Here is a 21,424-nt window from a genome sequence, read left to right on the forward strand (position 1 = left end):
CGCTCGACGTCAACCGAGCCGATTCCGGCCGAAGCGCGCCGGAACGACGAGATCGAGTTAGGGGATATTCGATGCTGGAAGTCGCGCACCTGGTGCGCCGATTCGGGGACAACGTCGCCGTGAGCGATGTGTCCTTCGACGTGGCACCGGGCGTATTGACGGGTTTCGTCGGCGGCAATGGCGCGGGCAAGACCACCACCATGCGCATGATCATGGGCGTGCTGGCCGTGCACGGCGGCGAAGTCCGCTGGCAGGGCCGGCCGGTCACCATCGAGGATCGGCGGTCGTTCGGCTATATGCCGGAGGAGCGCGGGCTGTATCCGAAGCAGCCGATCCTCGAGCAGCTCGTCTATCTTGCCCGCTTGCGCGGTAGCACCGCCTCCGGCGCCAAGCGGCGCGGCAGCGAACTCCTGGAGCGGTTCGACCTGGCGGCCCGGGCGGGGGACAAGCTGGAATCGCTGTCACTCGGCAACCAGCAGCGGGTGCAGATCGCGGCGGCCGTTATGTCCGACCCCGCGCTGTTGATTCTCGATGAGCCGTTCTCCGGTTTGGACCCCGTGGCCATCGACGCCATGGCGGACCTGTTGCGGGAATACGCCGAACGTGGCGTACCGGTGCTGTTCTCCTCGCATCAGCTGGACCTGGTGGAGCGCCTCTGCGACGCCCTGGTGATTCTCGCCGCCGGGCGGGTGGTGGCCAAGGGATCGGTCCCGGAGTTGGCCGGCGGACGTACGCGATACCGGCTGGTACTGGGCGGAAGTACCGCGTGGCTGGCGGATTTCGGCGGGGTGCGAGTGTTGGAGACCAATGGGTCCAGCGCCCTGCTCGAATTGACCGGAGCGACCACAGACAAGCTGCTCACCGAGGCGCTGGCACGAGGTTCGGTCTATGAGCTGGCCGCGGTACGGCAGTCGGTGTCGGAGATCTACCGGGAGGTCACCGCATGAGTGAGCGTAGCGAGCGAACAATGGACACGGCCGAGCGATCGAAGGGTCCCGCCGGATCGCACGGCGTTTGGCGCATTGTCGCCGCACGTGAACTATCGGTGAAGCTGCGCGACCGCAATTTCATTGTGTCCACGGTCATTACAATCGCGGTGATCGCGGCGGCACTGGGCATCAGCGGCTTCATGAGCAGCCGCACCGATACGGTCGAGGTGGCGATCACCGGCGTGGGCGCGGACCGGGTTGTCGCGACCGCCAACGGTCTCGCCGAAAATGCGGACAAGAAGGTCGTTTTCGCGGCGCACCCGGTTGCCGACGCGGCCATCGTGGAGCAGCGGGTACGCGATGAGTCTGCCGATGTCGGCCTGGTTCCCGACGCTCAGGGTTGGCGTCTGATCGGCAAGTCCGCCGAAAACGACGATGCCGCAACCTTTGTCACCGCCGCCGCCCAGCAGATCGCCGTAGCGCGTAATGCCGAGGCCGCGGGTACCTCCATCGAGCAACTCGGTACCGGCGGTGCGGTGACCTACGACCTGCTCGACAGGGACGCCGTGGACCCCGGGCTCGCCGCGGCCGCGGCCTTCGTCTTCGCCTTCCTCTTCTACCTGGCGTCGATCCTGTTCGGCATGGCCATCGCGCAGAGCGTCGTCGAGGAGAAGCAGAATCGCATTGTCGAAATTCTGGCGAGTGCGATTCCGCTGCGACAGTTGCTGATCGGCAAGGTGATCGGCAGTACCGTACTGGCCTTCGCACAGCTCGCCCTCTTCGTCGGTGCGGGGCTGATCGGTCTGGCCGCCATTGGCAAGGGCGATCAGGTCTTCCAAATCGCCGGTGCGGCAGGCTGGTTCATCGCCTTCTTCATTGTCGGTTTCCTCGCCCTGGCGAGTCTGTGGGCGGTGGCCGGAGCTCTCGCGACCCGCAGCGAAGACCTGCAATCCACCGCCACACCGATGTCGATGCTGATCCTGATCGTGCTCTTCGCGGGCATCTTCCTGACCGGCACCGCCCGCGTGATCGCCTCCTATATCCCCATCGTCTCCATCGTGTCGATGCCCGGTCGCCTGGCCGATGGCACCGCCGCCTGGTGGGAGCCCCTGGTGGCCCTGGCCCTCATGGCCGTCGCCACCTACGGCATTGTCATCGTCGCGGAGAAGATCTACCGCCGCTCCCTGATGCAAACACAATCGCGTCTGACCATGCGGCAGGCGCTGGCGGTCGAGGACTGACCGACGAGCAGCCACCCTCCGGATACGCGAGTGACCGAAATCGGTGCGACACTGGCATATCCGGAAACGGGCGGCGAGTGAGGGTGAGCGGTTGTGTTGGGGCGGACATTTCGCAGTGTCGGACACGTCGATCGGTCGGTGAGCGGCGCCGTGGCACGGATTCCGGTCTCGGCGGTCGATCGTGAGCTACAGCGATTGACTCGATCGGCGGATCGCGGCGTGCTGTGGTCGGCGATCGCGCTGCTGCTGGCATCCAAGAAGGGTGCGACCCGGCGCGCGGCGCTCCGCGGGACGGTATCCGTGGCCGGTGCGAGCCTGGCCGTGAATGTGGTGCTGAAATCGTTATTCGCTCGGCGGCGCCCGGCGGCGGAGTTGCTACCGCCCGCCCGGCGTTTGGTCAAGGTTCCGACGTCGTCGTCTTTCCCCTCCGGCCACAGCGCGGCGGCCGCCGCGTTCGTCACGGCCGTCGCGATGGAGAGTCCGCGCACCGCAGTGGTTTTGGCCCCGTTGGCGGCGACGGTCGCCTACTCCCGGGTCCACACCGGCGTGCACTGGGGTTCGGATGTCATTGTCGGCGCGACCGTTGGTGCCGGCGTGGCGCTGGCTACCCAGCGGTGGTGGCCGATCCGTGAGTCCGACGAGGCCGCGGCGCATCTGGTGCGTGAGGTGCCCGCGCTCGTCGAGGGCAAAGGGCTTGTCATAGTGGTGAATCCGGTATCCGGTGACAACGACTACGACCCGACCGACGATGTGACGCGGGCACTCCCCGCAGCGACCGTATTGCGCACCGAACCGGGTCGCGATGCCGTCGAGCAGTTGGAGGAGGCGCTGGCGGCGCGTACCGAGGAGGCGCTGGCGGTGGGTGCCGCCGGCGGTGACGGCACCATCGCGGCGGCTGCCACGGTCGCGCTGCGACACCGGCTGCCGCTGGTCGTCGTGCCGACGGGAACGCTGAATCATTTCGCCCGCGATCTCGGCGTCTACGACCTGACCGAGGTGGTGGATGCCACCGGTGCGGGTGAGGCGGTCGTGGTCGATATCGCGAGTGTGGAACTGGAGACCGGCGCAGGCACCCGGACCCATCATCTGATCAATACCTCCAGCCTGGGCGCCTACCCGGATCTGGTGCGACTGCGCGAGAAATGGCAGGGGCGCTGGGGTAAGTGGCCCGCATTCGCCGCCGCACTGGTGGTCATGCTGCGGCGGGCGGAGCCGATTCGGATCCGCATGGACGCGGACTGGCACGATGTGTGGTTCATCTTCGTGGGCAACGGCTGGTACCGACCGCACGGCGCGGTACCGGCCTTCCGCTCGCGTTTGGATAGCCGTCTGCTCGATATTCGTTGGGTCCGTGCGGATTTGCGGTTCTCCCGCACCCGCGCGGCGCTGGCGCTCGCGCTGGGAGCCATCGGGAGCAGCAAGGTGTACCAGGAACGGCAGGTACCCGAACTGATCGTCGAGCTGGACGCGCCGGAGGCGGTCGCTGCCGACGGCGAAGTGCTCGGCGAGGCACGGCGGCTCCGCTTCTTCGTGGCGGGCCAGATCGCGGCCTACCGCCGCGATGAGGACAACCCGCGCTGGGCGGCTCGGGAGCGTCCGCATCACCGCCGCCCGCTGGCCATCTTCCGGGCAGTAGCGCGCCGCGACTAGCCACAGGGCTGCTCGCGGGACCCGGATCCGTACCGCGACGGCGCTCCCGTCGCACGGCGTGTGGATTCCAGGCCACAAGCATGCCGGTATGACGGAGACGGCGCTCCTGTCACATAGGGCGTGTGGATTCCTGCGCAAGCGTGTCGGTATGACGGAGACGGCGCTCCCGTCATTCCGACGTGATTGTGGCCGGAATCCACACGATCCGGAGTTGTCATCGCGGGTGTGGATCCCGGCCACAGCAGGCCGGGGACGACGGGGTACGAGCCGAGTGCTGTTGCGGTATCAGCCGAGGCTGAACGGCTGCCCCCACATCCGCAGCTCGGAGCGCCCGAACTTGGTGGTTACCTCGACGCCGACGAACGCGCGAGCCTGGGCGTAGCCGGCGCAGCCCGCGAGGCCGAGGGTGGAGTCCTTCCAGTTCACCGACGCCTGCTGTTCGGTGAATTTGAAGCCGGGCAGATAGCTCTGTTCGCCGTAGGCATCGGGGCCTTCGAGTTGGAGCACCCAGAAGGTCGAGGCCTGGCCGGGGCCGAGGGTCAGGCTGCCACCGGAGGTGACGCCGCCGCTGCCCTTCCCTTCCCAGGTGGCCGCGCCATTGGCGCCGCCGGTTCCGGCGCCGCCGCTAATGTTGACCTGGCAGCCGACGACGTAGCCGGGGTAGATCTTCGAGTAGCTGTGCTCGCCGTGGATCTGCACCTCGGCCCGTCCGGAGGCCCAGACATTGCGGTGCAGCGGAGTGGATCCCATCGAGGGGCTGATCAGTGCCGACTCGTTCACCAGTCGGATGGTGACGGCCGTGCCGTCGGGAAGCGTCTGGGTGATCTCACCGCCGGGGAGCGGAACGAAGGTGTCCGCGTGCGCGGCACCGGGGGAGAACAGGCCGAGTGCGATGGTCGCGGTCGCCGCGGCGCTCGCGAGGCGGGCGGCGGTCTTCTTCAGGGTGGTCATGATGGTGTCCATTTCGGGGTGAATGCTGTTCAGCGAGAGGGTGATCGAGGGGGACGGTCGGTGTCAGCCGATGCTGAACGGAGCCCCGTAGAGGCTGGTCTTGGAGTAGTTGGTGCCGATGATCTCGACGACGGTGTAGGCGCGTGCCTGGGCGTATCCGGCGCAGCCCTGGATCTGCATTTCCACGTCCTTATAGCTGAGGTGGTACTGACCCGCCTCGATGATGTCGAAGCCTTCGACGCCCACGAACTTCACCTCGCCGGGCCCGATCTGCACCGAGATGGAGCCACTGGCATTCATGCCGGTGGTGGTCAGTCCGCCGGAGACGCCGGCGGAGATCGCGTTATCGGCGATGCTGACCTGGCAGCCGACGATGTAGCCGGTACTGACCCGCGAGGTGCCGTGCGTCGAGGAGTTGTTGGTGCCCGGCGCGTTGTTCCCACCGACGAAGGGCTTCGGATCGCCCTTGGGCGTTTCGGTCACGTCGGCGAGCACGGTACCGCTCACCCAGGCCACTCGGCCCGCGCCATTGGCCGCCATCGACGGTGAGATCAGCGCGCTTTCAGCAACTCGTTTGATGGTCACACCGGGGCCGACCGTCTCGCCGTCGGGCAACGGTACGAAGGCGTCGGCGGATGCCGTGCCGCTGGCGAGACCCAGGGCGGCGATTGCGAGCATGACGACCTTGGTGAATTTCACGGGGATGATCCTCTTTCTGTTCCCTCATCAAGACATGCGCCATCGAGCCCGAGACAACGCGCGTCAATTGCGTTGTCGAGCCGACGAATTCAGCTTGGCCCGGCCGCGGCGGGGATTTGCGGCGCTGTCGCCCTCTTCCTGAGCGGCAGCTGTGAAACCGGACATGCGACACAGTAAGGTAGGTAAGCCTAAGCTTCAAGACCTTCGATTTTCAGCTGGAGAGAACAACGCGATGGATGGACCGCACGCACCACCTCGACGCTGGTCAGGGTGGCTGCTGACAGCGGCGATATTGGTTGCCGCCTGTCTGCTCAGTCTTCTGGTCGGGACGAAATCCCTCCCGGCCGAAGAGGTGTGGGCCGCACTGTGGGGCAATAACGGATCGCCGGACCACCTCATCATCTCCGAATACCGGGTGCCGCGAACGCTGCTCGGCCTGCTCGCCGGTCTCGCGCTCGGCGTCGCGGGCTGCCTCATGCAGGGGCTGACCCGCAATCCTCTCGCCGATCCCGGCCTGCTCGGCATCAATGCCGGTGCGGCCTTCGCCATTACGTTGTCGGTCGCCTTCCTCGGGGTCACCGATATGACGTCCTACGTGTGGTTCGGATTCGTGGGAGCCGCCGTGGTGTCCGTCGCGGTCTACCGGTTGGGCACCGCCGGGCGTCAGGGTGCCGATCCCATTCGGCTGACACTGGCGGGCGTTGCCATCACCGCCGTTCTGACCGGCCTGACCAAGGGTCTGATCCTGGTGCACGCCGAAGCGTTCGACGCATGGCGGCAATGGGATTCGGGATCGCTGGTCGGACGCGGCTATGACGTCATCGCCGTTGCCGCACCCTTCGTCGCGGTGGGACTCGTCGCCGCGGTGATCGCCGCTCGCTCTCTCAATGCCGTGGCTCTCGGCGACGATCTCGCCCATGCTCTGGGCGTGCATGTCGGCCGCACCCGGCTGCTCACGGCGACCGCGCTGATTCTGCTGTGCGGCACCGCGACTGCCGCGGTCGGGCCCATTGCCTTCGTCGGACTGGCGGTACCGCATGTGGCTCGCTGGATCGTCGGCCCCGACCAGCGCTGGATCATCGCGTACTCCATGCTGCTCGCGCCGATTCTGGTACTCGGCTCGGATGTGCTCGGCCGCATCCTGATTCGGCCCGAGGAGATTCCGGCGGGCCTGGTGACCGCATTCCTCGGTGCGCCGGTGCTGATCTGGCTTGCCCGTCGCTCCTCGGTGAGTGTGTCATGACTGCGCGTATCGATTTCGGCCGTTCGATGGTGGTGGTCCGCTCGAAGGGGCTCACCGCCAGGGTGGGTGTGCGCACGGCCGTGGTGTGCGCCGTACTGCTGACCGCCGCGCTCGCGGTGGCCGTATTGGCGCTCGGCACCGGTGATTACGCCATCCCGCCGGATCGGGTGCTGCGGGCGCTGTTCGTGGGTGATCAACGCTTTGATCGACTCGTGGTGTGGGAGTGGCGTTTTCCCCGCGTGGTCCTGGCGCTGGCGCTCGGCGCGGCCCTCGGTGTGAGTGGTGCGCTCTTGCAGTCGGTAACCCGAAACCCGCTGGGTAGTCCGGATATTGTCGGCTTCAATACGGGTGCCTACACAGGCGCGCTCATTGTCATTTTGACTCTCGGCGGCGGTCAGTTCCAGACCGCGCTCGGTGCGCTGGTCGGCGGCCTGGGATCGGCGCTCGCCATCCAACTTCTGGCCTTCCGCCACAATGTGACCGGTTTCCGGCTGATCATTGTCGGAATCGGTATCAGCGCCATGCTGGCCTCGGTCAATACCTGGCTGGTGCTGCGCGCCGATCTGCATGCCGCCATGTCGGCCGCCGCCTGGGGAGCTGGCTCGCTGAACGGCACCTCGTGGACGCAGGTCGGCCCGGTGCTGATCATTCTGGCGGCGCTGGCCCTCGCGCTGATCCCGGCGGCACCGCGCCTGCAGATCCTGGAACTAGGTGACGATCTGGCGTACTCGTTCGGTATCCGGGTCAGCCGCGCACGCATGCTGCTGATCGGACTGAGCGTCGCCTTCATCTCGGTGGCCACCGCGGTGGCCGGGCCGATCGCCTTCGTGGCGCTGGCCGCACCGCAATTGGGTCGGCGCTTGGCCCGCACCCCCTCCACCGCCCTCGCTCCGGCCGCGGCAATGGGTGCGTTCCTGCTGGTGATCTGTGACTGGATTGCCCAGCGTGCCTTCGCACCGACCGCCCTGCCCGTCGGTGTGGTCACGGTGTCGATCGGTGGGCTGTACCTGGCGTATCTGCTGGTGGCCGAGGCTCGACGGAATTAGAGGAATCGACGATGAACGAAGAGAACGCCGCCGCGCCCACCGTGGAGATTGCGCCCGCCGCACGGCTGCGGGCGGAGCGGGTCCGGCTCGGCTATCGAGGCCGGATTATCAGTAATGAGCTGTCGGTGGATATTCCGGACGGGAAGGTCACCGTCATTATCGGTCCGAATGCCTGCGGGAAATCGACCCTGCTGCGCGCGCTGGCGCGGCTGTTGACACCCGAGGAGGGCGCGGTGCTGCTGGACGGCAAGCCCATCACCTCGTACCGGGCGAAGGAGGTGGCGCGGCAGGTCGGCCTGCTCCCGCAGACCTCCACCGCTCCGGACGGTATCCGGGTCGCCGATCTGGTGGCTCGTGGCCGGTATCCGCATCAGTCGCTGCTGCGGCAGTGGTCGCAGGCCGATGCCGAGGCGGTGGCCGACGCTATGGCCGCCACGGGTGTCACCGAGCTGTCGGCCCGCCCGGTGGATCAGCTCTCCGGTGGTCAGCGCCAACGGGTTTGGGTCGCCATGGTGTTGGCCCAGGACACCCCGATCGTTCTGCTCGACGAGCCCACCACCTACCTCGATATCGCCCATCAGATCCAGCTGCTGGATCTGTGCCGGAGGCTGAATCGCGAATCCGGGCGCACCGTAGTGGCGGTGCTGCACGATTTGAACCACGCGTTCCGGTACGCCGATCACCTCATTGCCATGCGGGACGGCCGGGTGGTGGCCGCGGGCGCTCCGAAGGAGGTCGTCACCGCCGAGTTGGTGCACGAGGTCTTCTCGCTCGGCTGCCGGATTATCGACGACCCGGAAACCGGTGCACCACTGGTTATTCCGCTGGCGGAAAACGCCGCCCGGGTGAGCTGAACCCGCTGATCACAGCGGCGGAAAACGTAGCTTCCCACGCTAGGTAAAGTTAGGCTAACCTACTTTCGACCCCTCCTTCGCTGGACTCGCATAGAGCCCGGGCGGACCGAAGGAGAGGCCGAATGTCACTGATGGAGAAGGGAGTTGCGGGTGGAACGGGACGACTCGACGGTAGACCATTCCGGTCTGCTGCTGACCGGTCCGCAGCTGGGTATCTGGAATGCCCAGCGCTTCGACCCGGAATCCGGCCGCTACCTCGTCGGTGAGGTCCTGGAGATCTCCGGTGACGCGCCGATCGATGTGGACCTGCTGGCCGAGGCGATCCGCCGCACCGTGGCCGAGGCCGAGAATATGCGCCTGCGCTTCCGTGAAACACCAGATGGACCACGGCAATTCGTCACCGATGCGGAGGCCGTACTGCGGCCGACCATCGACCTGCGCGCCACCGCCGAACCCTTCGCACTGGCCTACGAGGCGGTGGCCCTGGAACGGCACCACGCCGCCGAGCACTGTCGTCCCATGGTGGATCGGCAGCTGTACAACTACACGCTCATTCGGGTCACCGACTGCCAGGTGTGGTGTGTGCAGCTGTACCACCACCTCATTGTCGACGGGTACAGCGCGGCGCTGCTCTCGCGTCGGGTCGCGACCCACTACACCGCGATGCGACGCGGAAAGGCCGCGCCCAAACCGATTTTCGGCACCATTGCCGAACTGGTGGCCGAGGAACAGGACTACCGTGCCGGTGCGCAGTTCGAAGCGGATCGGCTGTTCTGGCGCGAGCAGCTGACACCCTGGCCCGATCTGGACGGTCGTGGACGGCATATCGGCGGTGCGGTGGAACGGACGATTCGCGCCGAGGCGGTGCTACCGGCCGCGGCCCTCGCCACCCTGCGGGAAAGCGCCGAACAACACGGTGTCACCTGGGCCGATGTGCTCGTGGCCTGTTACGCGGCCTTCCTGAACCGGCAGCTCGGCACCGCCGATGTCGTGGTGTCCATGCTGCTCATGGGCCGCGTCGGCCGGGCGGCCCTGAGCACTCCGGCCATGGCGGTGAACGTGCTGCCGCTGCGGGTGACCGTGCGCGCGGACGACCGGCTCGGTGAGCTGGCACCGCGCGTCGCCGCGACCTTGAAACAGGTGCGGGCACATCAGCGCTACAGCGGTGACGATCTCGCCCGGGAATTCCATGGCTTCGGAGCGGGCGAACTACTGCATGGAGTCGGTATCAATCTCAAGGTCTTCGACTTCTCCCTGGATTTCGACGGTGCGCGCGGTGTGCTGCGCAATGTGGCCGGTGGACCGCCGGAGGACCTCGGGCTGACCGTGACACCGCTGGCCGACGGCACCGTGCTGCTCGGGTTCGAATCCGATGCGCGCAGTAATGATTCAGAGGACGTGCGTCGTCGCATCGATGGTCTGACGCGGGTAATCAACGCCTTCACCGGCGCGGACAAGCCGTCGGTCGGAGCGCTCGAACTGCTCGACCGAGCCGAACGTGGGCGTCTGCTCGACGCTCGGTCGGGGACGGCGGAAATCGGTGCGGTGGAACTGGTGCCGGACGCCTTGGACCGGCTGGTGATCGAGCGACCCGCAGCGATCGTGCTGTCCGCCGACGGAGAGCAGTGGACCGCAGCCGAATTCGGCAGCCGGGTCCACCGCCTGGCGCGCCTACTGCGCGGCAGGGGAGTGAGACCGGAGTCGATTGTCGGTGTGGCTCTGCCGCGCTCGGCCGAATTCGTGGTGTCGCTGTTCGCGGTCTGGCGTGCGGGCGGTGTGTACCTGCCGTTGGACCCGGAGCATCCCGTGCCGCGACTGCGGTCCGTGATCGATGACGCGGCACCGGAATTGGTGCTCAGCGCCGGTGCGCTGGCAGCGGAGCTCGGGTCGGAGGCGATCGCTACCGACACCCCGGAGTTCCGAGCCGAGCTGAATCGGTATTCGGACACCCCGCTGGTTTCTGAAGTCCGTGGCATGCATCCGGGTCCCTCCGCCGACGCCACCGCCCCCGTCATTCCGGCGCGTCGTTGGCCGGAATCCACACCATCCGAACCGCATTCATTGGTGGTGGATCCCGGCCAAAAGCACGCCGGGATGACGGGTGACGCAGGGATATCAGGTGTCGCCGGTTTGGCGGGCGACGTCGAGGTGGCGGCGCACCGCGCTGGCCGAGGCGCCTACCTGATCTATACCTCCGGCTCGACCGGCCGCCCCAAAGGTGTACTGGTGGACCACGGTGCGCTGGCGCACCTGCTGGCCGCGCACCGGGCCGGAATGTACGCGCGGACGGCAGCGCGCGTCGACAATCGGCCACTGCGTATCGCCCATACGACGTCATTCGCCTTCGACGCTGCCTTGGATCCGCTGCTGTGGTTGCTCGATGGGCACCGTATCCACGTGTACGACAGTGAGATTCGACGCGATCCCGCCGCCCTGGTAGCGGCGTTCGCCCGCGATCGGATCGATATCGCGGATGGCACGCCCGGCTTCGTCGCCGCCCTGCTGGATCATGGGCTGGCCGGTCTCGAACTCTTGGCGCTCGGTGGTGACGCGTGTGCGCCGGATCTGTGGCAGCAGATCCAGCGTGCGGGGATCGCGGCAATCAATCTCTACGGACCGACCGAGTCCACCGTCGATGCGATCGGCGCATCGGTGGCGGGCGATATTCCGCGTATCGGCCGCCCACTCCCGGGGACACGGAGCTATCTGCTCGACAATGGTTTACAGGCGGTCGCCGACGGCCAGGTCGGCGAGCTGTACCTGGCAGGTCCGCAACTCGCCCGTGGATATCTGGGGCGACCCGACGCTACGGCGGAGCGGTTCGTCCCCGACCCGTATGGTCCGGCGGGCACCCGGATGTATCGCACCGGCGATCGGGCGCGCTGGAGTGCCGAACACGGTTACGAGTACGTCGGTCGCGTTGACAATCAGGTGAAGATTCGCGGTCACCGTGTCGAGCTGGGTGAGGTGGAGGCCGCACTCGGTGGCCTTTCCCAGGTGCGGGCCGCGGCGGCCGATATTCGCGAGATCGCCGGTCGGCCGACGCTCATCGGGTACGTCGTACCCGCCGGGTCCGCGGCGCCGAACTCCATCGAATTGCGTTCGCGGCTGGCCGATCTGGTACCCGACCATATGGTGCCGTCGCGCCTGGTCGTCCTCGACGAGCTCCCGCACACCGTCAACGGGAAACTGGATCGCGCCGCACTGCCCGAGCCACCGGCGGATGCGGGCGGGCGGGAACCGTCCACACCTGCCGAAACCGCCGTCTGTGCGGTGGTGGCCGCCGCACTCGGCCATGACGCGGTGAGCGTCGACGACGACTTCTTCGGCGTGGGCGGGGACAGCATTACCGCCATCAGCGTGAGCAGCCGATTGCGTGAGCACGGGCTGATCCTGTCGCCGCAGGAACTGCTGACCCGCCGCGGCCTGGGTGAACTCGCCGCCACCGCCGCACCGGCCGCCGACGGCGCACCCGCTGCGGAATCCGGTACCGCCCGTCGAAAGGCGCTGAACCGCCACACGATCGCACTGCCGCGGCGCAGCCTCGACGCGCTGACCGCGCGGTACGGCCCGATCCTCGATGTGCTCCCACTGTCCCCGCTGCAAGAGGGCCTGCTCTTCCACGCACTCCGCGACGGGACCGATGACGTTTACACCATGACCGCCCGTTTCGAGCTGTCCGGCAGCGCCGATCCGGAGCGGCTCGCGTCCGCGTTCGAGCGAATGTTGGCCCGTCACCCGAACCTGGGTGCGGCATTCAACTACGAAGACTTCGACAAGCCGGTGCAGGTGGTGCCGCGTGAGCCGGAACTATCGTGGTGTACAGCGGATTTACGCGGACTCGCCGCCGGGGACATCGAACGAGCCGCGAACGACCTGGAACTGGACGCGGGCGCGGAGCCCTTCGACATCGCCGGTCCACCACTGCTGCGCGTGCTGTTGATTCGGATGACCGATACGTCGCAGCGTTTGATCCTCACCGCGCATCACCTGCTCGCGGACGGCTGGTCGGTGCCGATCATGCTGCGGGAGACACTCGCGCTGTATCACGGGGACGACGAAAAGCTGTCGGTGCCGGGATATTACGGTGACTACCTGGCGTGGCTCGGCAGCCGCGACACCGACGTGGCGGTAGAGCGCTGGAGCGATTACCTCGGCGGCGTCACCGCGCCCTCGCTCGTCGGCACGGCGGTGCGGGAGCGCTCCGCGGCCATCGGCCTGCGAGTTCCGCTGTCGGACACAATGGCTGAGGCACTCGAGGTGGTGGGCCGCAGTTACGGCCTGACCATGAACACGCTGCTGCAGGGCGCGTGGTCGATGGTGCTCGCCGATCATTTCGGCCGCACCGATGTGGTTTTCGGCACCGTCGTCTCCGGCCGACCGGCAGATCTGCCGGATGTCGAGACGACGGTGGGCCTGTTCAGCAATACGGTTCCGGTTCGGTTGCGCCTCGATGCGCGGCGACCGCTGCTGGATCAACTCGGTGACTTCCAGCGGGCCTCGTTCGATATGCAGACCCACGGATACCTGGGACTGGCGACCGTCGAACGGGCAGTCGGGCTCGGCCGCCTGTTCGACACCCTCGTCGTCTACGAGAACTTCCCGAAAACAGGTCTGCGCCAACCCGATTACCATGACCTACGCGTCGCCGACGTGGCCGTGCACAGCCTCACCCACTATCCGATTACCGTGACCGCGCTGCCCGGTGACCGGTTCACGCTGATGCTGCACCACGATCCGGCGGCGGTGCCGGGAGGCGCGGCCGCGCGGTTGGCGGATCATCTCGGCGCGGTGCTCACCGCGTTGGTGGCCGATCCGGTAGCCACGGTCGCGGCGGTCAACGATACGACGCGACACATCGAAACCCGGGGTGACACCCTCGCCTGCTGGGGATCGACGACGGCGGTCGACCCGAACGCCCCGGCCGTCTCGACCGCGGATGTGACGATCAGCTACGGGGAGTTCGACGCTCGCGTCAATCGCCTTGCCCGCTGGTTGATTTCGCAGGGATCGGCACCCGAAGTCGTGATCGCGGTCGCTATGGTGCGCAGTATCGACTCGGTGGTAGCGGCCCATGCCGTATGCCGGTCCGGTGGCGTATACCTACCGATCGATCCCGAGCAGCCCGCACAGCGAGTCGACCGCATTCTCGAAACCGCCGCTCCGGCACTGGTTCTCAGCACCACCGTGGATGGCTTCGCCACCGAACGCGTCCCGGTCGTGACCATCGATGAGCTGGATACGACCGGATTCGCCGCCACCGCGCTCACCGACACCGACCGGGCTGCACCACTGCTGCCCGCGAACTCGGCCTATCTGCTGTTCACCTCGGGCTCGACGGGGGTGCCGAAGGGCGTCACCGTCAGTCACGAGGCGATTGTGAACACCTTCGAATGGTTGCAGCGGCAGCAGCGATTCGGCCCGGCCGATACCGTCCTGTACCGAACCCAGCCGACCTTCGATGCCTCGCTGCTGGAACTGTTCCTGCCGCTGCTGGTCGGGGCCCGCATTGTGCTCAGCCGCGTCGGCGGGCACCGCGATCCGTTCTATCAGGCGCAGCTGATGGCCAGCGAGCAGGTGACCGTCGTGCAGTTGACGACCTCCATGCTCACCGTGCTCGGCGAGGAAACCGATCTGTCCGGCTGCACCGGCCTGCGCTGTGTCATCACCGGCGGTGAGGCGCTGCCACCGGCCACCGCGCACAATATTCGCGCACTGACCGGTGCCGTGGTGAACAACCTGTACGGGCCCACCGAGGCCGCCGTCTGCATCACCCACCACGAGGCCACCGCGGCCGATACCGTTTCGGTGCCCATCGGCAAGCCCGCGCGCCGCGCCGGAGTCCGTGTTCTCGACGAGCTATTGCGACCCGTCGCCGTCGGCACCGTCGGCGAGCTGTACCTCACCGGCGTGCAGTTGGCCCGCGGCTATTTCGCCCGTCCGGATCTGACCGCCGGATCATTCGTGGCCGACCCGTACGGCAGCGGTGAGCGCATGTACCGCACCGGCGACCTGGTGAAGTGGGGCCCGCAGGGTGAGCTCGACTACGTGGGTCGCGTCGACAGTCAGGTGAAGTTGCGCGGCCAGCGCATCGAACTCGGTGATATCGAGGCGGCGCTGCTCGGGTGTGCCGGTGTCGCGCAGGCGGCGGTGCTGTTGCGCGAGGACACACCGGGGGATCAGCGTCTGGTCGCGTACCTCATCGCACGGGCGGGAGTCGAGCTCGATCCCGAGGTGGTGCGCTCGGCGCTGCGAACCATGGTGCCCGCGTACATGGTTCCGGCCGCATGTGTTGTGCTCGACGAGATTCCGCGGACGGTCAGCGAGAAGATCGATCGCAAGGCGCTACCGGTGCCCGCCGCGGCGTCCGCACCTGCGGCGCCTGCCGTACCCCTGGGGGCCGCTGCGCCTGCCGTACCTTCGTCCTCCGCTGCGCCTGCCGTACCTTCGTCCTCCGCCGCGCCTGTCGTACCTTTGGCGTCCGCCGCGCCTGCTGCGTCCGCCGTACCCCCGGCGCCCGCCGCACCCCACGTCATCCCGGCGCGCTTTTGGCCGGGATCCACCTTTGATCAGGACGTGGATTCCGGCCAAAAGCACGCCGGAATGACGGAGGGGGCGTCCTTTGCCACGGAGGGGTTGTCGCCTGTCACGGAGAGCGTGTCGCTTGCCGCGGAGGGGTTGTCGGCTGTCACGGAGAGCGTGTCGCTTGCCGCTGAGGGGTTGTCGCCTGTAGGTGGTGTGGTGGATGACGTTCGCGGTGCTATGGCCGCGGTGTTGTCAGCTGTCGACATTGGGCTGGACGAGGACTTTTTCGCCGCCGGTGGGCACTCGCTCACGGCGGTGCGGCTGGTCGGTCGGCTGCGGCGCGCGGGGATCGCGGTCGTGCTCGACGATATCTTCGCGGCCCCGACACCGCGCGCGCTCGCGGTGCGCATCGCGGCCAGTGCCGTCGTGCACACCGCGGCGCCGGATCGTCGGTTCGGCGAGGGGCTCGACATGCTGGGCAGCCGTCTCGACCATGTGCTGGAGCTGCGGGCCACCGGGTCGGCCGAGCCGCTGTTCTGTATCCACCCGGTCGGCGGTACGGCGTGGCAGTTCGGGCCATTGGCGCGGCTACTGCGCGCGGACCGGCCGATCTACGGTCTGCAGTTACCGTCGCTGAGCGGCAAGGACTTTTGTGCACGGACCATCGACGAGGTCGCCGGGCACTACCTGGCCACCATTCGGCGTATCCAGCCGCACGGGCCGTACCGTCTGCTCGGCTACTCCCTGGGCGGCACCATCGCGCACGCGATAGCCGCGCGGCTGGCGGCCGAGGGAGAGCAGATCGCCTATATCGGTCTGATCGACTCGCACCCCCTGGAAAACCTCGCCGAACAGGCCACCCGCGCCCTGGCCGATGCCGCCGAACTCGACCGGCTGCTGCCCGAAATACCCGATGACGCACCGGAACTCGCAGCGGCCATTCGTGCCGCCGCGACAGAACTGCTCGGCATGGTCACCGAATCCGCAACCCCGCACTACAGCGGCCCCATGGCCCTGTATGCCGCGGACACCGGCGCGAATCCGGCCCGCACCGAAGCCCAGCTCGCGAGCTGGCAGGCCGCCGGTGCGCTGCTGGTGGTCCGCCGACTTCCCTACTCGCACTTCGACATCGTCTCCCCGACCGGGTGGGCGGAGGTAGCGGCACTGCTCGACGCCGATCCTTCGATTCGCGAATGAGCCACCCCCACAACAAGAGAAGAAAGAACACTCATCAATGACGCTGTACCGAATGACGGCCCGCGTGCGCGCCGCCGTCGCCTTGCTGATTCTCGCGCTGGTCGCGGTGGCGGGCTGTAGCAGTTCCACCGCCGACGATACGAGCAAGTCCGGTACTCGCGAGGTACAGACCGAACGCGGTGCCGTCGCGGTGCCCGCCGATCCGCAGCGCATTGTCGTCGTCAACGGTTCGTTGGCCGGATATCTCTACGATCTCGGTGCCAATGTGAAGGCCGCGGACCCGCGCGTGCTCGGTGTCACGAACAGGTCCGGTGAGTTCCCGCCGTCCTGGTCCGAGGATGCCAAAAAGCAGGACACCCAGGTACTTCCGTCCGGTGAGGACATCAATCTGGAATTCATTGCCGCCCAGCAGCCGGATCTGATCCTCGGCGGCGGGCAGGGCTACCCGGGCCAGCAGTCCATCGATGCCTACGACAAGCTCACCGCCATTGCCCCGACCGTGCTGATTCCGTCCGACCTCACCAATTGGCAGGACCAGCTGAAGGCGGTCGCGGAGGTGGTGAACCACGCCGACAAGGTGGACGGCCTGATCGCGGCGTACGACGACAAGGTCGCGACGGTCAAGTCCAGCATCAAGGTGCCCCACGGCGCGGTGTCGGTCTTCCAGTCGCGCAAGGATTTGAAGCCCTCGGTGATCGCACCCGGCACCCCCCTCGCCGCACTGCTGACCGAGGTCGGCTTCACCGTGGACGACAAGGTGGAGGCCAAGGCCGGTAACCCGACCCGGCCCGCGGCCGCCGACTGGGTGGCATTCAGTCAGGAAATGGTGACCACCGTGGTCGACGCGCCGGTGCTGTTCGTCGTACAGCTCGAAGGTGGCCGCACCATCGCGCAGCTGAAGGAAGACGCGCTGCTGGCCACGCTCCCGGCCTTCAAGTCCGGCCAGGTCTACGACCTGCCCGGTACGGCTCAGCGTCCTGACTACCGCGGCGCCATGAGCACCCTCGACCTGTTGGCGGAGCGCTTCAAGTGACAGCCGTCGGCGGCCTGCTCATCGATACCTCGCCGCTGCGAGCCAGCCGGGAATTCCGCTGTGCCTTCGCGGCCCGGCTGGTATCGGTGCTCGGGATCGGGCTGCTCATGGTGGCCCTGCCGGTGCAGGTCTATCAGCTCACCGGATCCTCACTGCACGTCGCCGGCGTCACCACGGTCACCGCGATCGCCCTGTTCGCCGGAAGTCTGGCGGGCGGGGTGATTGCCGACCGGTACGACCGGCGCGATGTCATTCAATGGTCCAGGACCGTAGCGGGTCTCGGCTTTCTCGCACTCGGCGTGAACGCGCTGCTCCCGCACCCGATGCTGGGCGTGATCTATGGCGCGGGCGTGGTGGACGGCCTCGCCGGTGGTATCAGCGGGTCGGCGATGATGGCGCTGGTCCCCATGCTGGTCGGGCGTGACAAGGTGGCGTCGGCCGGTGCGCTCACCGCCCTCACCTCGGACCTGGGCACCATGATCACACCGGCGCTGGCCGGACTGCTCATCGCGAAAACCGGTGTCGGCCCCGCCTTCTTCCTCACGGCGGGCGCGACGGTGGCCACCGTGGGCTTCATTCGGGCCATCGGACCGCAACCGCCTCCGCAGCGCGTCACCGAACACCCGCTCCGGGAGCTCGCGATCGGCATTCGATTCGCGATGCGGCACAAGGTTATCCGGATGGCACTACTGACCGGACTGCTCGCCATGCTGGTGAGTGGACCGCTGGTCCTGCTGCCCGCACTGGTCGAACACGAACTCGGTGCGGGAACGACGACCCTGGGCATCCTCTACGCCGCTTCCGGAGCGGGCGCGGTACTCGGCTCGCTCACCAGCGGCTGGATCGGGCGCGATCGCAACCCCGGTCGCGCGCTGCTGATCTCGCTGGCACTCATGCCCCTCGGTGTAATCATCGCCGGACTCGCGCCGCATACCGCCATCGTCTTCCTCGGCCTGGCCGGATTCGGCATGGCCCGCGCGGTGAATATGGTGCTGCGCTACACGGTGCTCCAGCAGCAGGCCCCCGAGGAACTGCGCGGACGCGTCTCCGGCCTGCTCATGGTGCAGGCCGTGACCGGTACGGCGGTCGGCTCCATGGTCGCCGGGGTGGTCGGCCAATTCTTCGAGCCCGGAACCGCTCTCGTGGTCTACGGGCTGTCCGTACTGGTACTCGGTGTGGCGACGGCCATTGTCGCCGCACCACTGTTCGCAAAGGAGAAGCCCTGATGGATCGTGGCGCCTACGCCGAACGCATCGCCGAGGTGCTGTCGGGTGAGCACGGAGCCAAGGTCGGGTATCCGATCGGATTGTGTGCGGTGGAGGTCATCCGCGTCGTCCCGGTGGGTGCCGGGCTGGTGCGCATCACCTTCGGTGGCGCGGATCTGGCCGACTTCCACAGCTATGTGCCGGATGAGCATGTGCGCCTTGTTTTTCCGAGCGAAGACGGGGTGCTGCGGCTGCCGCGCAAGGACGGACTGTCTCTGGAGTGGGGTAACCCGCGACCGATGTCGCGCGAGTACACGGTGCGGCGATTCAGTGCCGAAGACCGGGAACTGGATATCGATTTCGCCATTCATCCCGGCGGCCTGGCCTCGGATTGGGCGCTGGCGGCCACCCCGGGTACCCCCATGCACATCGCGGGTCCGCCCGGCGGGGTGGTGGTTCCGAAAACCTACGACAAATACCTGCTCGCCGGTGATATCACTGCCCTGCCCGCCATTGCCCGCTGGCTGGAATGGCTGCCGCGCGAGGCATCCGGATGGGCGTTCATCGAGGTGGGCGGACCCGGGGAGCAGATCGCGATCGACTCGCCGCCGGGCATCGACGTGTGCTGGGTGCATCGCGGCGACGCCGAGCCGGGTACCGGTGACGCGTTCGAAAAGGCCGTGCGCACCGTGCAAGCACCTGAGGGCGAGCGGGTTTACGTCTGGCTGGCCGGCGAGGCGGGCGTACTGCGCCCGCTGCGCCGCTGGGTTCGCACCGAACTCGGGGTGGGCCCGAAGGACTGCCTGATCGCCGGGTATTGGAAGCGCGGCATCGCCGACTACGACCGAGACGAGTGAGGGATCATGACGAACGAGAAAACCGCCATCGCGGACCGACAGCGCGTAATCGACGAGGTGGCAGCGGCTCTGGGCGTGAGTCCGGATGAGCTGACCGTCGAGACCAACCTCCTCGATGCCGGATTGGATTCGGTCCGCATTATGTCGCTGGTGGAGAAGTGGCGGGCAGCGGGCCACGAGCATATCGACTTCCCCACGCTCGCCTCGGATCCGGTGCTGGGATCCTGGCTCGAAGTCCTATCGTGAAAGGTGGCGCGGCGCATGCCGTGCGGGTTGTCGTGACCGCGCCACCCACCGGCTCAATTCTGGTGTGCCCCATCGGCGAGCAGCTGGCGCAGGTCGCGGCGGCTGGTCTTACCGACCCCGGTCTCGGGGAACTGATCGACGATCACCACGGCATCCGGCATTTTCCAGGCCGCGACGCCACGTTCGCGAATGAAGGTGCGGACCGTCATCAGGGAAGGCCGGTGGGCCGGGTCGGCGGGCTGGACGAACGCGCAGATACGTTGCCCCAGTACTGGATCGGGCGTTCCGATAATCACCGCGTCGCGGATGTCCGGATGGTCGAGCAGGTGCGCCTCCAACTCCTCGGCCGACACCTTCTCGCCGCCCCGGTTCACCCAGTCTCCGGCTCGGCCCCCGACGACCAGGTTGCCATCGGGTCGAAGGTTCACGATGTCACCGGTGCGATACCACCCGTCGGCGGTGAAACTGCGGGCATTGGCTTCCACATTGTCGTAGTAGCCGCGAATTGTGTACGGGCCGTGCGTGATCAGATTGCCATCGGTGCCCGGCGGCACCTCGTTGCCGTCATCGTCGACAACCGCGAGCCGGTCGTGCTCGGACATGGGACGGCCCTGGGTGCCGACCACCACGTCGATCGGATCGTCCAATCGCGTGTAGCAGACCAGACCTTCGGCCATACCGAATACCTGTTGCAGGGTCACGCCCAGGGCCGGTCCGACGCGGCGCGCGAGCTCCTCCTGACAGCGTGCGCCGCCCACCTGGACCACGCGCAGCGTCGAAAGGTCCGGGGTATTCCCGGCTTCGGCGCGCTCCACCCACAGGCGCGCCAGCGGCGGCACCAGTCCGGTAATGGTGACCCCGAATCGTTCGATGGCCCGGAAGGCCGTCGCGGGCGTGGGGTCCGGTGTCATAGCGATCGTGCCACCCGCCCACAGCGCGCCCAGAATGCCCGGGGAACTCATCGGAAAGTTGTGCGCCACCGGCAGTGTCGCGAGATATACGGTGTCGCTGCCGAGTTCGCAGACCTCGGCGCTGCGCCGGACGCTGTAGAGGTAGTCGTCGTGGGTGCGGGGGATGAGTTTCGGGATGCCGGTACTGCCTCCGGACAGTTGCAGGAAGGCGACATCGACCGCATTCGGCTCCGGCAGATCCGCTGGCTCGTCGCGGAATTCGGCGATATCGCGCGCATCGTCCGGCAGGGCGGTCGCGCTGTCGTCGGTGACGATCAACAGGTGCCGCAGGGTATCGACCTGTTGTCGGATCGAATCCGCCAGAGCCGCATAATCGAAGCGCTGGTGCGTGCCGCAGGTGATGATGGCCACCGCGGCGCTGGCCGTGGCAATGGGCACCAGTTCGGCCTGGCGATGCGCGGGCAGGCAGAACACCGGCAGTGCGCCCAGCCGAAACAGCGCGAAGATCACCTCGACGAATTCGGCGCGATTGGGCAGCTGTACGAGCACCCGGTCGTGACGGCGGATGCCGAGCCGGGACAGTCCCGTCGCCAGCGCTCGCGAGCGGTGGTCGAGTTCGGCGTAGGACCAGCGGTTCGCGTCGTCGACGACGGCGATCGCGTCGGGGGCGGCCGCCGCGCGGGCGGTCAGGACGTCCCCGAATGTTTCTCCGGTCCAGCAGTTCAGGTCTCGGTACCGCTGTGCGTCTGCCGACGGCCACGGTGTGAATCCGGGAAGGACGGTCGATGACATTGTGGGACACCTCTTTTCAGGTCGGGCGGGGTCTCTGCGCTCGAC

14 protein-coding genes are annotated in these 21,424 nt (G+C 67.3%); 11 read left to right on the forward strand and 3 right to left on the reverse strand.

Features of this window, described 5'->3' with window-relative positions; translation table 11 throughout:
- Positions 1-71 precede the first annotated feature (71 nt).
- The 3 genes from NU1_RS33775 to NU1_RS33785 all read left to right on the forward strand — a co-directional run bounded on the left by NU1_RS33775 (position 72) and on the right by NU1_RS33785 (position 3,820).
- Positions 72-947, forward strand: a complete 876-nt coding sequence (locus tag NU1_RS33775) for an ABC transporter ATP-binding protein (protein ID WP_067527801.1) — start codon at positions 72-74, stop codon at positions 945-947.
- Positions 944-2,170 (forward strand): ABC transporter permease, encoded by a 1,227-nt coding sequence (locus tag NU1_RS33780; protein WP_245720429.1) that lies wholly within the window; start codon positions 944-946, stop codon positions 2,168-2,170. Before NU1_RS33775 ends, NU1_RS33780 begins: the two co-directional genes overlap by 4 nt.
- 138 nt (positions 2,171-2,308) lie before the next feature.
- Positions 2,309-3,820, forward strand: coding sequence for a bifunctional phosphatase PAP2/diacylglycerol kinase family protein (locus NU1_RS33785; protein ID WP_084522064.1), 1,512 nt, complete (start codon positions 2,309-2,311; stop codon positions 3,818-3,820).
- Positions 3,821-4,105: 285 nt separating this feature from the next.
- Here NU1_RS33785 and NU1_RS33790 read toward each other — a convergent pair whose 3' ends face one another.
- Complete coding sequence (locus tag NU1_RS33790; protein WP_067527869.1) at positions 4,106-4,771, reverse strand: MspA family porin; 666 nt, start codon at positions 4,769-4,771, stop codon at positions 4,106-4,108.
- A gap of 63 nt (positions 4,772-4,834) precedes the next feature.
- The gene (locus tag NU1_RS33795; RefSeq protein WP_067527871.1) at positions 4,835-5,449 is read right to left on the reverse strand and encodes an MspA family porin; all 615 of its coding nucleotides are present in this window, start codon (positions 5,447-5,449) and stop codon (positions 4,835-4,837) included.
- Between the two features lie 253 nt (positions 5,450-5,702).
- Here NU1_RS33795 and NU1_RS33800 point away from each other — a divergent pair, with 253 nt between their 5' ends.
- The 8 genes from NU1_RS33800 (at position 5,703) to NU1_RS33835 (ending at position 19,676) form a co-directional block, all read left to right on the forward strand.
- Complete coding sequence (locus NU1_RS33800) at positions 5,703-6,713, forward strand: FecCD family ABC transporter permease (RefSeq protein ID WP_067527805.1); 1,011 nt, start codon at positions 5,703-5,705, stop codon at positions 6,711-6,713.
- Positions 6,710-7,759, forward strand: coding sequence for a FecCD family ABC transporter permease (locus tag NU1_RS33805; protein WP_067527807.1), 1,050 nt, complete (start codon positions 6,710-6,712; stop codon positions 7,757-7,759). Before NU1_RS33800 ends, NU1_RS33805 begins: the two co-directional genes overlap by 4 nt.
- 11 nt (positions 7,760-7,770) lie before the next feature.
- Positions 7,771-8,613 (forward strand): ABC transporter ATP-binding protein, encoded by an 843-nt coding sequence (locus tag NU1_RS33810; protein ID WP_067527809.1) that lies wholly within the window; start codon positions 7,771-7,773, stop codon positions 8,611-8,613.
- A gap of 150 nt (positions 8,614-8,763) precedes the next feature.
- Complete coding sequence (locus NU1_RS33815) at positions 8,764-16,335, forward strand: non-ribosomal peptide synthetase (protein WP_169815181.1); 7,572 nt, start codon at positions 8,764-8,766, stop codon at positions 16,333-16,335.
- Between the two features lie 52 nt (positions 16,336-16,387).
- Positions 16,388-17,368: an ABC transporter substrate-binding protein gene (locus NU1_RS33820; protein ID WP_245720430.1), complete on the forward strand. Its 981-nt coding sequence runs from the start codon at positions 16,388-16,390 to the stop codon at positions 17,366-17,368.
- Positions 17,365-18,594 (forward strand): enterobactin transporter EntS, encoded by a 1,230-nt coding sequence (entS, locus tag NU1_RS33825; protein WP_067527814.1) that lies wholly within the window; start codon positions 17,365-17,367, stop codon positions 18,592-18,594. Before NU1_RS33820 ends, entS begins: the two co-directional genes overlap by 4 nt.
- Entirely contained in the window at positions 18,594-19,430 is an 837-nt protein-coding gene (locus tag NU1_RS33830; RefSeq protein WP_067527815.1) for a siderophore-interacting protein, read from the forward strand. The genes entS and NU1_RS33830 overlap by 1 nt, the downstream gene beginning before the upstream one ends.
- Positions 19,431-19,436: 6 nt before the next feature.
- Positions 19,437-19,676, forward strand: a complete 240-nt coding sequence (locus tag NU1_RS33835) for a phosphopantetheine-binding protein (RefSeq protein WP_067527816.1) — start codon at positions 19,437-19,439, stop codon at positions 19,674-19,676.
- A 53-nt stretch (positions 19,677-19,729) separates the two neighbouring features.
- Here NU1_RS33835 and NU1_RS33840 read toward each other — a convergent pair whose 3' ends face one another.
- Positions 19,730-21,379 carry a (2,3-dihydroxybenzoyl)adenylate synthase gene (locus tag NU1_RS33840; protein ID WP_067527817.1) on the reverse strand — a complete coding sequence of 550 codons (1,650 nt, stop codon included), beginning with the start codon at positions 21,377-21,379 and terminating at the stop codon, positions 19,730-19,732.
- Positions 21,380-21,424 lie beyond the last annotated feature (45 nt).

Source organism: Nocardia uniformis NBRC 13702 (genome assembly GCF_001613345.1).
Taxonomy (GTDB): Bacteria; Actinomycetota; Actinomycetes; order Mycobacteriales; family Mycobacteriaceae; genus Nocardia; species Nocardia uniformis.

Bases quoted from the DNA above. Each gene is read 5' to 3' on its own strand.
- NU1_RS33775 (WP_067527801.1), top strand. From the start codon at position 72: ATGCTGGAAGTCGCGCACCTGGTGCGCCGATTCGGGGACAACGTCGCC.
- NU1_RS33780 (WP_245720429.1), top strand. From the start codon at position 944: ATGAGTGAGCGTAGCGAGCGAACAATGGACACGGCCGAGCGATCGAAG.
- NU1_RS33790 (WP_067527869.1), bottom strand. From the start codon at position 4,771: ATGACCACCCTGAAGAAGACCGCCGCCCGCCTCGCGAGCGCCGCGGCG.
- NU1_RS33795 (WP_067527871.1), bottom strand. From the start codon at position 5,449: ATGCTCGCAATCGCCGCCCTGGGTCTCGCCAGCGGCACGGCATCCGCC.
- NU1_RS33800 (WP_067527805.1), top strand. From the start codon at position 5,703: ATGGATGGACCGCACGCACCACCTCGACGCTGGTCAGGGTGGCTGCTG.
- NU1_RS33805 (WP_067527807.1), top strand. From the start codon at position 6,710: ATGACTGCGCGTATCGATTTCGGCCGTTCGATGGTGGTGGTCCGCTCG.
- NU1_RS33810 (WP_067527809.1), top strand. From the start codon at position 7,771: ATGAACGAAGAGAACGCCGCCGCGCCCACCGTGGAGATTGCGCCCGCC.
- NU1_RS33820 (WP_245720430.1), top strand. From the start codon at position 16,388: ATGACGGCCCGCGTGCGCGCCGCCGTCGCCTTGCTGATTCTCGCGCTG.
- NU1_RS33830 (WP_067527815.1), top strand. From the start codon at position 18,594: ATGGATCGTGGCGCCTACGCCGAACGCATCGCCGAGGTGCTGTCGGGT.
- NU1_RS33835 (WP_067527816.1), top strand. From the start codon at position 19,437: ATGACGAACGAGAAAACCGCCATCGCGGACCGACAGCGCGTAATCGAC.
- NU1_RS33840 (WP_067527817.1), bottom strand. From the start codon at position 21,379: ATGTCATCGACCGTCCTTCCCGGATTCACACCGTGGCCGTCGGCAGAC.